At 70.5% G+C, this 13,404-nt stretch carries 15 protein-coding genes; 9 read left to right on the plus strand and 6 right to left on the minus strand.

The annotated features are described in order from the left end of the window. The first annotated feature begins 68 nt into the window (after positions 1 to 68). From ACIO52_RS05035 to ACIO52_RS05045, 3 genes are read left to right on the plus strand one after another with little or no spacing between them, the layout of a single operon-like run. Positions 69 to 1,025: a CoA ester lyase gene (locus ACIO52_RS05035; RefSeq protein ID WP_218719908.1), complete on the plus strand. Its 957-nt coding sequence runs from the start codon at positions 69 to 71 to the stop codon at positions 1,023 to 1,025. Between the two features lie 12 nt (positions 1,026 to 1,037). Continuing rightward, positions 1,038 to 1,532 (plus strand): general stress protein, encoded by a 495-nt coding sequence (locus ACIO52_RS05040; protein ID WP_019048869.1) that lies wholly within the window; start codon positions 1,038 to 1,040, stop codon positions 1,530 to 1,532. Positions 1,533 to 1,536: 4 nt separating this feature from the next. After that, positions 1,537 to 2,118, plus strand: a complete 582-nt coding sequence (locus ACIO52_RS05045; RefSeq protein ID WP_218719909.1) for a suppressor of fused domain protein — start codon at positions 1,537 to 1,539, stop codon at positions 2,116 to 2,118. On the opposite strand, the gene ACIO52_RS05050 is transcribed toward ACIO52_RS05045, so the two are convergent. Next, a complete protein-coding gene (locus ACIO52_RS05050; RefSeq protein WP_402642172.1) occupies positions 2,115 to 3,173 on the minus strand; it encodes a magnesium and cobalt transport protein CorA in 1,059 nt (352 codons plus the stop codon). The genes ACIO52_RS05045 and ACIO52_RS05050 overlap by 4 nt on opposite strands. Before the next feature lie 94 nt (positions 3,174 to 3,267). Here ACIO52_RS05050 and ACIO52_RS05055 point away from each other — a divergent pair, with 94 nt between their 5' ends. The 5 genes from ACIO52_RS05055 to ACIO52_RS05075 all read left to right on the plus strand — a co-directional run bounded on the left by ACIO52_RS05055 (position 3,268) and on the right by ACIO52_RS05075 (position 7,915). After that, a complete protein-coding gene (locus ACIO52_RS05055; RefSeq protein ID WP_218719910.1) occupies positions 3,268 to 4,122 on the plus strand; it encodes a PHP domain-containing protein in 855 nt (284 codons plus the stop codon). Then, on the plus strand, positions 4,119 to 4,385 hold the full coding sequence (locus tag ACIO52_RS05060) for a hypothetical protein (RefSeq protein ID WP_218719911.1): 267 nt from the start codon (positions 4,119 to 4,121) through the stop codon (positions 4,383 to 4,385). Before ACIO52_RS05055 ends, ACIO52_RS05060 begins: the two co-directional genes overlap by 4 nt. Positions 4,386 to 4,436: 51 nt before the next feature. Further along, a complete protein-coding gene (locus tag ACIO52_RS05065) occupies positions 4,437 to 5,996 on the plus strand; it encodes an FAD-binding protein (RefSeq protein ID WP_218719912.1) in 1,560 nt (519 codons plus the stop codon). Between the two features lie 411 nt (positions 5,997 to 6,407). After that, positions 6,408 to 7,628 (plus strand): NADP-dependent malic enzyme, encoded by a 1,221-nt coding sequence (locus ACIO52_RS05070; protein WP_374104894.1) that lies wholly within the window; start codon positions 6,408 to 6,410, stop codon positions 7,626 to 7,628. A gap of 77 nt (positions 7,629 to 7,705) precedes the next feature. Continuing rightward, on the plus strand, positions 7,706 to 7,915 hold the full coding sequence (locus ACIO52_RS05075; protein WP_218719913.1) for a toxin-antitoxin system HicB family antitoxin: 210 nt from the start codon (positions 7,706 to 7,708) through the stop codon (positions 7,913 to 7,915). 65 nt (positions 7,916 to 7,980) lie between these two features. Here the strand turns inward: ACIO52_RS05075 and ACIO52_RS05080 are convergent, their stop codons facing one another. The 4 genes from ACIO52_RS05080 to ACIO52_RS05095 are packed head-to-tail and all read right to left on the minus strand — an operon-like array spanning position 7,981 to position 11,404. Then, the gene (locus ACIO52_RS05080; protein ID WP_218719914.1) at positions 7,981 to 8,688 is read right to left on the minus strand and encodes an ABC transporter permease; all 708 of its coding nucleotides are present in this window, start codon (positions 8,686 to 8,688) and stop codon (positions 7,981 to 7,983) included. Next, the gene (locus ACIO52_RS05085; protein WP_402641799.1) at positions 8,685 to 9,350 is read right to left on the minus strand and encodes an ABC transporter permease; all 666 of its coding nucleotides are present in this window, start codon (positions 9,348 to 9,350) and stop codon (positions 8,685 to 8,687) included. The genes ACIO52_RS05080 and ACIO52_RS05085 overlap by 4 nt, the downstream gene beginning before the upstream one ends. Further along, the gene (locus ACIO52_RS05090; protein WP_316575941.1) at positions 9,347 to 10,495 is read right to left on the minus strand and encodes an ATP-binding cassette domain-containing protein; all 1,149 of its coding nucleotides are present in this window, start codon (positions 10,493 to 10,495) and stop codon (positions 9,347 to 9,349) included. The genes ACIO52_RS05085 and ACIO52_RS05090 overlap by 4 nt, the downstream gene beginning before the upstream one ends. A gap of 24 nt (positions 10,496 to 10,519) precedes the next feature. Beyond that, on the minus strand, positions 10,520 to 11,404 hold the full coding sequence (locus tag ACIO52_RS05095; RefSeq protein ID WP_255588235.1) for an ABC transporter substrate-binding protein: 885 nt from the start codon (positions 11,402 to 11,404) through the stop codon (positions 10,520 to 10,522). Positions 11,405 to 11,650: 246 nt separating this feature from the next. On the opposite strand from ACIO52_RS05095, the gene ACIO52_RS05100 reads away from it, so the two are divergent. Next, a complete protein-coding gene (locus ACIO52_RS05100; RefSeq protein ID WP_402641802.1) occupies positions 11,651 to 12,523 on the plus strand; it encodes a glycine betaine ABC transporter substrate-binding protein in 873 nt (290 codons plus the stop codon). A 69-nt stretch (positions 12,524 to 12,592) separates the two neighbouring features. Here the strand turns inward: ACIO52_RS05100 and ACIO52_RS05105 are convergent, their stop codons facing one another. Then, positions 12,593 to 13,357, minus strand: coding sequence for a hypothetical protein (locus tag ACIO52_RS05105; protein ID WP_402641805.1), 765 nt, complete (start codon positions 13,355 to 13,357; stop codon positions 12,593 to 12,595). Positions 13,358 to 13,404 lie beyond the last annotated feature (47 nt).

Genomic DNA, 13,404 nt, shown 5'->3' on the forward strand with positions numbered 1-13,404 from the left:
GCTAGGCGGTCCACAACGGCCGGTCACCACACGCCACGGCCGGTGTGACGAACGAAGGAGGAGGGCCCATGAAGCCCCGCCGCTCAGTATTGGCCGTACCCGGCAGCAATCCGAAGATGATCGCCAAGGCCAAGGGCCTGCCGGTGGACGAGGTCTTCCTCGACCTCGAGGACGCCGTCGCGCCCGGCGCCAAGACCGCGGCCAGGGCGAATATCGTCGCCGCGCTCAACGAACCGGGCTGGGGCGCGCAGCTGCGGGTGGTCCGGGTCAACGACTGGTCGACCGAGTGGACCTACGCCGACGTGATCAGCGTCGTCGAGGGCGCGGGCGCGGCGATCGACGCGATCCTGCTGCCCAAGGTGACCGACGCGGGCCAGGTTCACGCGCTGGACCTGCTGCTCACCCAGCTGGAGAAGGCGAGCGGGCTCGAGGTCGGCCGGATCGGGATCGAACCGCAGCTCGAGAACGCGCTCGGCCTGCGCAATATCGACGCGATCGCCACGGCCAGCCCACGGGTGCAGGCGCTGGTGTTCGGCCCGGCCGATTTCATGGCCAGTATCAATATGCGCACGCTGGTGGTGGGCGAGCAGCCGGTGGGTTACGACGTCGGCGACGCCTACCACCACATACTGATGACCATCCTGCTCGCCGCCCGCGCGCACGGCCTGCAGGCGATCGACGGTCCCTACCTGCAGGTCCGCGATGTCGACGGATTCCGCCGGGCGGCCGGACGCACCGCCGCGCTCGGCTTCGACGGCAAGTGGGTGCTGCACCCCGATCAGATCGACGCCTGCAACGAGATCTTCAGCCCGCGCCAGGGCGACTACGACCGCGCCGAGCTGATCCTGGAGGCCTACGCCTTCCACACCTCCGACGCCGGCGGCGCTCGTGGCGCCGTCATGCTGGGAGATGAGATGATCGACGAAGCCAGCGCGAAGATGGCGCAGGTCATAGCGGAGAAGGGGCGAGCTGCGGGAATGACGCGCACAACGCGTTTCACTCCGCCACAGCCGGTCCAGAACTAGCAGAATGGGACTATGACGAATCCCTTGGGCAACCCGAATCGCGGACGGCAGGCGTTGCCGACGCCGCCGTCGGGCTGGCCGGTCGGCTCGTATCCGACCTACGCCGAGGCACAGCGCGCGGTCGATTACCTGGCCGACGGACAGTTCCCGGTGCAGGACGTGACCATCGTCGGCGTCGACCTCATGCAGGTCGAGCGGGTGCTGTACCGGCTGACCTGGGGCAAGGTCATCGGCGGTGGCGTGGTCTCGGGCGCGTGGCTGGGCCTGTTCCTCGGCCTGCTGCTGAGTCTGTTCACCACCACCGGCGGCGCCCTCGGCCCGCTGGTCGTCGGCCTGCTGGGCGGCATCGTGTTCGGCGTGATCACCACCTCGATCCCGTACGCGGCCACCAAGGGCCAGCGCGATTTCGCCTCGACCATGCAGCTGGTGGCCGGCCGCTACGACGTGCTGTGCGACCCGAAGACCGCCGAGCGCGCCCGCGACATGCTGGCCCGATTGGCCCTGTGACGCAATGGATGTGGTGGACACGGTCCGCACCGCGGTGCTGGACCACTACGGCGTGGAGCGCGCCCGGGTCGACTCGGCCTCGGTGACCTTCCTCGGCCTGGAACCGATCGAGATCCTGCGCATCCCCGGCGACGACGCGGTGCACTACGCGACGCTGGGCGGATCACGCCATCCGATGGGCGATCCCGCCGATCTGCTGGCCGACCCCGTCCGCGGCCCGCGCGCCGAACTGGTGCTGACTCTGCTGCTGAGCGCGGGCCCGCAGGCGGGCGTCGCGCGCTCGCTGGGCGTGCTCGTCGCGACCCCGTCGGTGGAAGGCGTTGTGCTCCAGGCGGACGCGCTGCTCGACCTGGGTGAACCGCTGTGGCACAACGCCACCTTCACCGCGGTCCTGCTCGGCGAGAGCGACATCACCGAGATCGCCCTGCCCGAACCCGCCGAGCCGGTGCGGTATCTCAGCGTCACCCCGATCACCGCGACCGAAGCCGCCTGGGTCCGCGTCCGCGGCGCCCAGGCCCTGCGCGACGCGTGGGCCGAAGCGGGCATCGACATCCGCGACCCCGCGCGCGGTGCGGTGAACCTCTAGATCCACTTGCTGCGGCGGAAACTGCGGAACAGCACCCCGCAGACGACGACCATGATGATCAGCACCGCCGGATAGCCCCACGGCTGGTGCAGTTCCCACATGTAGTCGAAGTTCATGCCGTAGACGCCGGCGATCATGGTGGGCACGGCGGCCATGGCGGCGTAGGCGGCGATCTTGCGCATGTCGGTGTTCTGCTGGACGCTGATCTTGGCCAGCGCCGCGTTGACCAGGCCGCTCAGCGATTCGTCGAAGTAGGTGATGTGCTCGGTGACGGTGGTGTGGTGGTCGGCGACGTCGCGCAGATAGCGGCGGATCTCCTTGGGCACCGGAATGTCCTGGCTGTGCACGAGCATCTGCAGCGGCTGCCCCAACGGTGAGACGGCCCTGCGCAATTCGACCACTTCGCGCTTGAGCTGGTAGATCGACCCGATGCCGATCTTGGAGGCGGGGGTGAACACGGCCTCCTCCATCTCGTCGATGTCGGACTCGACCGATTCCGAGACGTCGACATAGGAATCGACGACGTGGTCGGCGACGGTGTGCAGCACCGAGCACGGGCCCAGCCGCAGCTGGTCGGGCTTGCCCTCCAGGTCGTGGCGCACCCCGGCCAGCCCGGTGTGCTCGCCGTGGCGCACGGTGATCGCGAAATGCGGTCCGGTGAAGACCATGATGTCGCCGGTCTCGACGATCTCGCTGATCGCGTGGATGTCGTGGTCGACATAGCTGACGGTGCGCAGCACCAGGAACAGCGTGTTGTCGTAGCGCTCGAGCTTGGGACGCTGCCTGCCCTGCACCGCGTCCTCCACCGCCAGCGGGTGCAGGCCGAAGATCGCGGCGACCTCGTTCATCTGTCCCTCGTCGGGGTCGTGCAGCCCGAGCCAGACGAATCCGGTCTCGGTCTTGCTCGCCTCGGCCAGCGCCTGCTGTGGCGTGAAGTGACCCGGTAGCCGTTTCCCGTCGACGTAGACCCCGCAGTCGACGATGGCCCGCGCGGTCGGCACGGGAATCCGCGGCCGCGCCGGACCGGCCCGGCTCGGCCCACGGAACGACGGCATCTGCGGTAGCGAAGGCACGAGGTGGATGCTACGGCCAGCGCTGTCTCGGTGGAGGACCGCGCGCCGGTCGAGACGGCACTGTAAGACTGAGGGTGTGCGCATTGATCTGCATACCCATTCGACGGCGTCCGACGGCACCGACAGCCCGGCCGAGCTGGTGCGCAACGCCGCCGCGGCCGGCCTCGACGTCGTCGCGATCACCGATCACGACACCACCGCGGGCTGGGCCGAGGCCGAGGCGGCGCGCCCGCCGGGGCTGACGCTGGTGCGCGGCATGGAGATGTCGTGCCAGGGGATGGGCGAGGACGGCTGGCCCGTCCCGGTGCATCTGCTGGCCTACCTGTTCGATCCCGCCGACGCCGGCTTCGCCGAGGAACGCGAACGCCTGCGCGCCGAGCGGGTGGCCCGGGTGCGCGCGATGGCCGACAAGATGGTCGCCGACGGGCTGCCCATCGATCCCGACGCGGTGCTGGCCGGCGCGGGCCCGGCGGCCGGTCGTCCGCATCTGGCGCGGGCGCTGGTCGAGGCCGGGGTGGTCGAGAGCGTCGACGCCGCGTTCCAGGAACTGCTGGCCCCGCACGGCCCGTACTACGCCGAGAAGGCCGACACCCCGCTGACCCGCGCGGTCGGACTGATCGCGGCCGCGGGCGGGGTCAGCGTGCTGGCCCACGTGCGGGCGCGCAAGCGCGGCAGGCTGCTCGCCCTCGACGAGATCCGCGACCTGGCCGCCCTCGGCCTGGGCGGTCTCGAGATCGACCACCCGGACCACAGCGCCGCCGATCGCGCGGTCCTGACCGACCTCTCGGCCGAACTCGGCCTGCTGCGCACGGGGTCGTCGGACTACCACGGCAGCAACAAGACCATCGAGATCGGCGCCTGCCGGACCGATCCCGAACAGTTCGAGGCGCTGATCGGCAAGGCGAGCGGGGTGCCGGTGATCGCCCCGTGACGCTGGTGCGCGGGTTCAGCGGCCTGGTCGCGGGCGGAGTGGTCGCGTTGCTGTGCGTGGTGATCGGGGCCGCGGTGATGGGTTCGCGCCGGGACTTCCCCGGGCCGGGCGCCGAATCGCTGACCTGGCATGTGCTCGCGGCGGTGGTCGTCGTGGCCGCCCAGCTCTACGCCGATCGGAGCCGGGGCGTCGCCGCGTTCACCGCCTCGGCGGTCGTGATGATCACGACCGGTGTACTGCTTTGGACACAATGGTGGAGTTGACGAGCGCGTAATGGTTGCGCCCGGGTGAACTGTCCCCGAATATTTCTCTTTGTGAGCAACATCGAGACGGATGTTCTGATCCTGGGCGGTGGACCCGCCGGGCTCTGGGCCGCCGTCTCGGCCGCGACCGCGGGGGCCAGGGTCGTCCTCGTCGACAAGAGCAGGTGCGGGTCGAGTGGGCCCTCGGTCTACGGCAGCACCATGATCTGGGACGTCGCTCCTGGTCACAGCCGTGCCGACGTGGTGGACACGGCGCTGGTCCGCGGCGGTGGCCTGGGGGACGCCGACTGGCTGCACCGGGTCGCCGACGAGACCCACCGCCGCCTGCGGGTCTGGTCCGGCACCAGGAACCGGGTGCCCGACACCGCGGGCGTCGATCCGCCGGTGGTGCACCTCGACGGCGCGAGCTACCTGCGCAGGCTGCGCCGGGGCGCGCTCGAGGCGGGCGTGCGCATCCTCGATCACCATCCGGCGCTGCAACTGCTCGTCGATCCGGCGGGCACGGTGGTCGGTGCCGCGGGCATCCAGCGGCACAACCGGTTCCGGCCGTGGACCATCCGGGCGGGCGCGGTGGTGGTGGCCACCGGTGGCTGCGCGTTCCTGTCCGGCGGCGCCGGGACCGAGGTGAACACCGGCGAGGGCCTGCTGATGGCGGCTGAGGCCGGCGCCGAGCTGTCCGGGATGGAATTCTCCAGCGCCTACGGGTTGGCGCCGGTGCTGTCGCGAGTGCATCCGAATCCGGCTGTCGCCCCCGGACTCTCGGTGCGTTTCGCCGCGCTCTACGACGAAGCGGGCGCCGAACTCCCCGGCAGGCACACGGCGGCCCTGGCCGCGCTCGCCGACGGCAGGCGGGTCTTCGCGGCGCTGCACGAGGTGCCCGACACCGTCCGGCACTGGCTGAGCAGGCACGGCGCGGTCGACGCGACGGGCCGGGTGCCGGTGCGCGCGGTCCTCGAGGGCACCGTCCTCGGCGCGGGCGGGGTGGCCCTGACCGGACCGGACTGCGCGACCACCGTGCGCGGGCTGTACGCCGCAGGCGCCGTCGCCGGACGCGAGGTCGTGACGGGTGCCGCGGGCGCGACCGGTGGTCTGAGCGGCGCGTGGGCGCTGGCCTCGGGAACCTGGGCGGGGGAGGGCGCCGCCGCCTTCGCGGTGGCCAACGAACGGGCGACCAGCGCGCGTCCGGTCGAGGGCGCCGGTCTCGGCCTGCACGCCCACATCGATCCGCGCTCGGTGATCGGACTGGTCCAGGAGCACACCCTGCCGCTGCGGCGCAGCTACCGGCGCAGTGCGGGTAGCCTGGCCGACAGCATCGCCGAGCTGGACATCATGTGGCCGGGCGCGCAGTTCGAACTGGGCGGCATCGGCGCCGAACGGGTGCGGGCCAGGCAGGCGGCGGCGTTGCTCGCCGTCGCGCGCTGGGCCGGGTACAGCGCGCTGGTGCGGACCGAGAGCCGCGGCATCCACCGCCGCATCGACCACCCGCTGGCGGTGCCGGAGTGGCAGTCGCGATTGCGCTGTGGTGGGCTGGACGAGGTGTGGGTCCGCCGGGCCGTCGCGGACGATCCGCTCGACGGTCAGCTCACCGCGGGCCGTCCCGCCGCGGTGTGATTGTTCACCGCATGTTCCCCTTCAGCTGCGAGTTTTCTCTAACGCCATGGCAATTCGGCGCGGCTACCCTCGATCCATGACGCGCGGCCGGGTGACACACGGAACCGGTTTGGCAACTGGTCGGCCGTGCTGGCAGAATGTTGCGGATTCCCTTCCCTTGCCACCGCCGGGTTCGGGAACCATGGCGGCCTTCCGCCCCGCGACGCACCGTCGCGGCCGAGGGTCGACCCGTTTGTCCGACCGGACCACCCGTCCGGCTCCGCTCGGCGGATCAGTGCCGCGCCACGCGTCCGGTTTTCTCCGGCATTCGCCCTGGCTGCGCACCCTATGAGCGTCATGCAATTCCGTAATCCCGATATACCCGGCGGTAACCGTCCCCCGGTTGAGTCCGACTCGAGCAGGAGTGAAATCGTGTCACCTGTGACTGACGCACCGAATGCCACCGCGGCGCCCAAGGCCGATGACGCAGCGAGCCTCGCTGCCATCACCCACGACGAGATCTTCGCGGGTCACCTCGGCGGCAAGCTGTCGGTCGAGCTCAGCTCCCCGCTCGAGACCCAGCGTGATCTGTCGATCGCCTACACCCCCGGCGTCGCCCAGGTCAGCCGGGCGATCGCGGAGGATGCGGCGCTCACCAAGACCTACACCTGGACCGACCGCCTCGTGGTCGTGGTCAGCGACGGCACCGCCGTGCTCGGCCTCGGCGACATCGGCCCGCGCGCTTCGCTGCCCGTGATGGAGGGCAAGGCCGCGCTGTTCAAGAAGTTCGCCGGCCTGAACTCGATCCCGCTGGTGCTCGACACCACCGATCCGGACGAGATCGTCCAGACGCTGATCCACCTGCGCCCGAGCTTCGGCGCGGTCAACCTCGAGGACATCTCGGCGCCGCGTTGCTTCGAGATCGAGCAGCGGGTCATCGAGGCGCTGGACTGCCCGGTCATGCACGACGACCAGCACGGCACCGCCATCGTGGTGCTGGCCGCCCTCAAGGGCGCGGCCGCGCAGCAGGGCCGCGACATGTCGGCGCTGAAGGTCGTGGTGTCCGGTGCCGGTGCGGCCGGTGTGGCCTGCGCCAACATCCTGCTCGCCGCCGGTGTGCCCGATGTGGTCGTGCTCGACTCCAAGGGCATCGTCAGCACCGGTCGCGACGGCCTCAACGGCGTCAAGGCCGAGCTGGCCGCCCGCAGCAACCCGCGCGGCCTGACCGGTGGCGCCGCGGAGGCCCTCGCCGGCGCCGACGTGTTCCTCGGTCTGTCCGCGGGCACGATCCCCGAGGAGCTCATCGCCTCGATGGCGCCGGAGTCGATCGTGTTCGCCATGTCGAACCCGGACCCGGAGATCCACCCCGAGGTGGCCGCCAAGTACGCCGCGATCGTGGCGACGGGCCGCAGCGACTTCCCGAACCAGATCAACAACGTGCTCGCCTTCCCCGGCGTGTTCAAGGGCGCGCTCGACGCCGGTGCCCGCCGGATCACCGAGGGCATGAAGGTCGCCGCCGCCGACGCCATCTTCGGTGTCGTCGCCGACGAGCTGGCCGTCGACCGGATCATCCCCAGCCCGCTGGACCCGCGCGTGGCTCCGGCCGTCGCCGAGGCCGTGGCCGAGGCCGCGCGCGCCGAGGGCGTCGCCTAGTATCCGCAGCGATATCGACCGAGAGCGCCCCGTTCCCCGGAACGGGGCGCTCTCGCGTTGTCTGGGATCATCGGGAGATGACCACCATCTCCGTGCAGCTCCCCGACGAGGTGCACGCCCAGCTCGCCGCGGCCGCCGATGCCGATGGACTGTCGATGAACGCGGCCGTGGTGACGGCGGTGCAGGAGTGGATCCAGTCGCGAGCCCAGCGGGTCCAGGAGCGCGCCCGGATGCAGCAGGTGCTGGCGGCCGATCCGCACTTGCGGGCACTGCTCGGCGACGACTGATCACCGCTGCGGCACAGCGGCGGTGCGGCCTCGCCGAGCAGGCGGACCCGCACCGATCGGCCGAACTACTCCGTGACCGGCGAGACGTCGGTGCCGACGATCGTCCCGCGCGCGAGTCGCCCGCTGCCCGGCGCGCTGGCCCAGACCGCCGCGGCCAGCAGTGCGTCGAGCACCAGCGCGAGCACCGCCACCAGCAGCGCGCCGACCAGGACCAGGTCGTAGCGATAGAGACCGATCCCGTCGAAGATGTAGCGGCCGAGCCCGCCCAGGTTGACGTAGGCGGCGATGGTCGCGGTGGCGACGACCTGCAGGGTCGCGGCCCGCAATCCGCCCAGGAGCACCGGCAGCGCGTTGGGCAGTTCGGCCCGGAACAGGATCTGGCGCTCGGTCATCCCCATCGCGCGCGAGGCGTCGACGACATCGGCGGGCACGTTCGCGATGCCCGCGTAGGCGCCCGCCAGCAGCGGCGGGATACCGACGGTGATCAGCGCCAGCAGCGGCGGGATCAGCCCGAGCCCGAGCAGCAGTACCAGGAAGGTGAGCAGGCCCAGCGTCGGCAGCGCCCGCATGGCGTTGGCGAAGCCGACAAGTAGCGCGCTGCCCCGCCGGGTGTGCCCGATGACCAGACCCAGCGGCACCGCGATCACCGCCGACAGCGCGACCGCGAGGAAGCTGTACCAGAGATGTTGCAGCAGACGGGTGTCGATCCCGGCCGACCCGCCCCAGTTGGCGCCGTCGGTCAGGTACTGCCAGGCGTCGACGAACAGATTCACTCGCGTGCCCCTGTCCGGTCGACGCGCGTGTCGGCGCGGGTCCACGGGGTCGCGAGCTTGCCGAGCAGGAACACCAGCCGGTCGAAGACCAGCGCCAGCACCAGCGTGACGATGATGCCCGCCACGATCTGATCCGGATAGTCGCGCTGGTAGCCCTGGGTGAACAGCTTGCCGAGCCCGCCCACCCCGATCAGCGCGCCCACCGACACCATCGCGATATTGGTGACCACCACGACGCGCAGCGTGGAGACGAATACCGGCAGCGCCAGCGGCATGTCGACGGTGAGGGTCCGGCGCAGCCGGCCGAACCCGATCGCGTCGGCGGCGTCGAGCACCGCGGCGGGCACCGTGTCCAGGGCGGTCGGCACCGCGATCAGCAGCAGCGCCGTGGAATACACGGTGAGCGCGATGATCACATTGAGCGGATCGATGGCCGAGATCCCGACCAGCGGCGGAATGATCACGAACAGCGCCAGCGAGGGAATCGTGTAGGCCAGGCTCGACACCGTCGTGGTGATCTTCCTGGCCCAGCCGGTGCCCCGGATCAGCGCGCCGACCGGGATCGCGATGAGCAGGCCGAGCAGCAGCGGCACCAGCGCGAGCACCAGATGGGTGCGGGTGATCGCCATGACCTCGGCGAAGTTGTCGATCAGGTACCTCACGAGACGTCCTGGTCGAAGAACTCCCGGTTCCGTTCGGCGTCCTCGAAGCCGCGCTGCTCGGCGAGCTGGGTGAGCACATCGGTGGCCAGCAGGCCGCCGCGGACCGCGCCGGCGTCGTCGACGGCCACCCCGATGCCCGAGGGCGAGGAGATCGCCGCGTCCAGCGCCTGGCGCAGGTCACCGTCCGGCGTGAACAGCGAGCCGCCCGCGGACACGCTGGCGGCCAACGGTTTTCCGGCGCGGACCGCTTCCGCGCCGGTCACGTCCACCCAGCCGCCCGGCTTGCCGTCGGCGTCGACCACCAGCGCCCACTCGCCGCGCGCCAGCCGCAACCCGGCGACCCCGTCGGCCTCGACGGTCCGGATCGGCGCCAGCGTCACGGCCTCGGCGGTGCGGAACGACAACGCGCGATAGCCGCGATCACGTCCGACGAACCCGGCGACGAAGTCGGTGGCGGGCTGGGCCAGGACCCGCTCGGGCGCGTCGAACTGCTGCAGCACCCCGCCGCGCCCGAACACCGCGATCTTGTCGCCGAGGGTGATCGCCTCGTCGATGTCGTGGGTGACGAACACGATCGTCTTGTGCAGTTCGGCCTGCAACCGCTGCATCTCGACTTGCAGTTCCGCCCGCACCACCGGGTCGACGGCGCTGAACGGCTCGTCCATCAGCAGTACCGGCGGGTCGGCCGCCAGCGCCCGCGCCACCCCAACGCGCTGCTGCTGACCACCGGAGAGCTGGGCCGGATACCGGTCGGCCAGCGCGCGATCCAGGCCGACCCGGTCGAGGACGTCCAGCGCCGCGGCCCGCGCGGACTTGCGGGAGGCGCCGAGCAGCATCGGCACGGTTGCCACATTGTCGATCACCTTGCGGTTGGGCAGCAGGCCACCGCTCTGGATCACGTAGCCGATGCCGAGGCGCAGCTTCACCGGATCGACCGTGGCGATGTCGCGGCCGTCGATGCTGATGGCGCCCGCGCTCGGCGTCACCATCCGGTTGATCATCCGCATCGAGGTCGTCTTGCCGCAGCCGGACGGACCGACGAAGACGGTGAACGAGCCCGATTCGATCCGCAGATTCAGGTCGCGAACCGCCTGCGTCCCGTCCGGATAGGTTTTGTCGATACCGCGGAATTCGATGTCGGACAACGGATTCTCCTAGTGGGCGCGCGCCTAGCCGATCGGGGAGTTGAGTCCCTGCGCGGTGATCCAGGCGAGCGCGGCGGCCTTCGGTTCGATCTTGGCATCGCCCGAGACGGCGGTGTTGAGCGAGATCAGTTCGGTGGTGGTGAGTTTCGCCGATACGGCATCGAGTACGGCCACCGCCTTGTCGGTCTTCTTGGCGGCGTTGAACAGCGGCACCACATTCTGGGCCGCGAAGTTGCTCTTCGGATCGGCCAGCACGACCAGGTTGTTCTGGGCGATGGCCGGCGAGGTGGTGAAGATATCGGCCGCGGTGACCTGGCCGTCGACCAGCGCGCGCACCGTCGCCGGACCGCCGCCGTCGGCGATCGGCACGAAATTCGCGTCGCTGATGTCGAGCCCGTAGTTCTTCTTCAGACCGGGCAGCCCGCCGGGGCGCTGCGCGAATTCGGCGGGCGCGCCGAATTTCACCTCGGCCGAATGCGGCGCGAGGTCGGCGATGCTCTGCAGGTTCCACCGATCGGCGGTCGCGCGGGTGACGACCACGGCATCGGAATCCTGCCCCGGGGCCGGCGTCGCGATGGCCAGGTCGCTGCCCAGCGCTGTGGTCAGGGCCGCGTTCACGTCGGCCGCGGAGGTGGCGGTGGCGTTCTTGTCCAGATACTGCAGCAGGTTGCCGGTGTATTCCGGGATCAGCGAGATCGCGCACTGGCGTAAGGCGGGGATGTAGGCCTCGCGGCTGCCGATGTTGAACTTCGTGTCGACCTTGAAACCGTTGATCCGCAGGACCTCGGTGTAGATGTTGGCGACGGTCTCGGACTCGGGGAAATTGGCCGAACCGATGATCAGCGCGTCGCTGGCGCAATCGCCCTTGGCGGCCAGTGGGTCGGAGTTGCCGCAGGCGGAGACGATCATGGCGGCGGCCAGCGCGACTGCGGCTGCCAGCACCCGGCCCGCCCGAACCGCGAGGCGGCGTGCCGGTCGACGTTGTCCGTGCGAAGAGGAGGCGAACGCGGTTTTCACTGGTGTCCTTCCGGCAAAGGCGGGCAGTGCGCTGTGCATGCGACCCGGGGGCCGCAGGTACATTCTGGTAGTTCATACTGCCCGCGTCGCGCCGAATTGCGTGGGTTGACCGCAAATACAGGAAGTTGGTGTCGCCGGATGGTGTCGGGAGCGGTGCGCCGGAAGCTGGCTGCGCTACTGGTCACCACCTGGGCTTTCGCCACCGTTTCGTGTGGGGCCGACGAGCCGCGGAACGTGGTCGCGGTGGGTGCGGATTCCTCGGCGGAATCGTTGGTGCTCGCCCAGATCTATGCCCAGGCGCTGGCCCGCACCGGCACCCCGACCGCCGTCGTCCGCGACTCGGCGAATCCGCAAGCCGACCTCGACGCGGGCCGGATCGCGGTCCTGCCCGCCCGCGACGGCGCGCTGCTCGACCGCTGGAACCCGGCCGCCCCCGCCCGCACCCCCGAGGACGTCGTGGCCGCCGTCAACGCCGCGCTCCCGCAGGGCCTGTCGGCCTCCGACGCCGCCGACGGCACCGACCTGCGCTCCCGCCTCCTGGTCACCGAGGAGTTCGCCGCCCGCGACACCATCCGCACGCTGGCCGCCCTGACCCCGCGCTGCGCCGACCTCACCGCCGGCTACACCGAACTTCCCGGTTTCACCCGCACCACCCCGGCCCCCGCCACGATCGCCGACTGCGCCTTCGCCACGACCAGGCACTACCCGGACCCGCAAGCGCTCGGAAAAGCCCTGCGCGACGGCGAGATCCAGGTGGGCATCGTCAACGGCCCGCCCGCCGACGCCGCGGCGGGTCTGGTCGTCCTGGACGACCCGAAATACGCCCTGCGGGCCCAGAACATCCTGGCTCTCTACCGCTCCGGCCACTTCGACCGCGTCCAGCTGAAGAAACTCAACTACGTGGCGGGCGAACTGACCACCGAGGGGCTCACCGACCTCGTCCGCCAGGTTCGGACGGGCACCGACCCGGCCATCGCCGCCCGCGCCTGGCTCGACGCCCACGGTCTCTAGCCACTGTCACCCGTCGGTTCTGTTGGTCGACCCCGGCCGCAGCACCCGGCGTCGGGGCAGCGCGGGCCCCTAGAGGTCGGCCACGCAGAAGACGCGGGGGATCGGGATGCCACCGGGGGTGTAGGTGAACGACGAGGTCGCGCCCGCGACGTTCGCGCACTGGGCGGAGCTCGCGGCGACCTTCAGGATGCGGTACTTCGCGTCACGGCCGCCGCAGTCGGCGATCTCGAGGTTCGGGGTGATCGTGGTCGGGCGCAGGCAGTCACCGGCTTCGGCGTTCTCCAGCGAACGCGTGGTGTCGACCTCCTTGTGCGCCAGGCAGAAGATCAGGTCGGGGCCGAGCTTGGGCATCGTGCTGGTGCCGACCGTTTTCAGCTCCCAGGTGTAGGTCACCTCGGTGCCGGTCACGCTGTCGCAGGCGAAGTGCGCCAGGCCGCCCTCCTGGCGGTCGAGCACCTTGTACACCGCCGCCGGGTCGGTGCACGGCAGCTTGCGTGCCCGGTCCGAGGACTCGGTGACACAGTCGCCCTGCTGCGCGGCATTGACCGCCTGCGCGGGGTCGGCGCCCTTGTCTCCCAGGCAGATCTGCGTCGAGTCCTCGTAGTACGTGTAGGTCACCCCGGCGACGTTCTTGCACGAGTACTCCCCGCTCCCGAGCTTCTTCAACACCACGAAGCTCGCCTCGGGCGCGGCACACCCCACCTCGGTGAAGTCCTCCCCGTCCTGCCGCACGCACTCGCCCTGCTCGACGGAATTCGTCGCCTGCTCGATCACCGAACACCCGCTGACCACCAGCGCGATCCCCGTCAGGACAGCAAAAACCCAGTACCGCACGATATTTCCTCCCCCGCATCCCCCGGATGCCTTCCGAATCCGCAGTA

Source organism: Nocardia sp. NPDC087230 (genome assembly GCF_044744725.1).
Taxonomy (GTDB): domain Bacteria; phylum Actinomycetota; class Actinomycetes; order Mycobacteriales; family Mycobacteriaceae; genus Nocardia; species Nocardia canadensis.

What these genes read in the sequence shown, in the direction of transcription:
- ACIO52_RS05045 (WP_218719909.1), top strand. Translation starts at nt 1,537, where the DNA reads ATGGATGTGGTGGACACGGTCCGCACCGCGGTGCTGGACCACTACGGC.
- ACIO52_RS05095 (WP_255588235.1), bottom strand. Translation starts at nt 11,404, where the DNA reads ATGATCGTCTCCGCCTGCGGCAACTCCGACCCACTGGCCGCCAAGGGC.
- ACIO52_RS05050 (WP_402642172.1), bottom strand. Translation starts at nt 3,173, where the DNA reads ATGCCGTCGTTCCGTGGGCCGAGCCGGGCCGGTCCGGCGCGGCCGCGG.
- ACIO52_RS05075 (WP_218719913.1), top strand. Translation starts at nt 7,706, where the DNA reads ATGACCACCATCTCCGTGCAGCTCCCCGACGAGGTGCACGCCCAGCTC.
- ACIO52_RS05035 (WP_218719908.1), top strand. Translation starts at nt 69, where the DNA reads ATGAAGCCCCGCCGCTCAGTATTGGCCGTACCCGGCAGCAATCCGAAG.
- ACIO52_RS05100 (WP_402641802.1), top strand. Translation starts at nt 11,651, where the DNA reads ATGGTGTCGGGAGCGGTGCGCCGGAAGCTGGCTGCGCTACTGGTCACC.
- ACIO52_RS05040 (WP_019048869.1), top strand. Translation starts at nt 1,038, where the DNA reads ATGACGAATCCCTTGGGCAACCCGAATCGCGGACGGCAGGCGTTGCCG.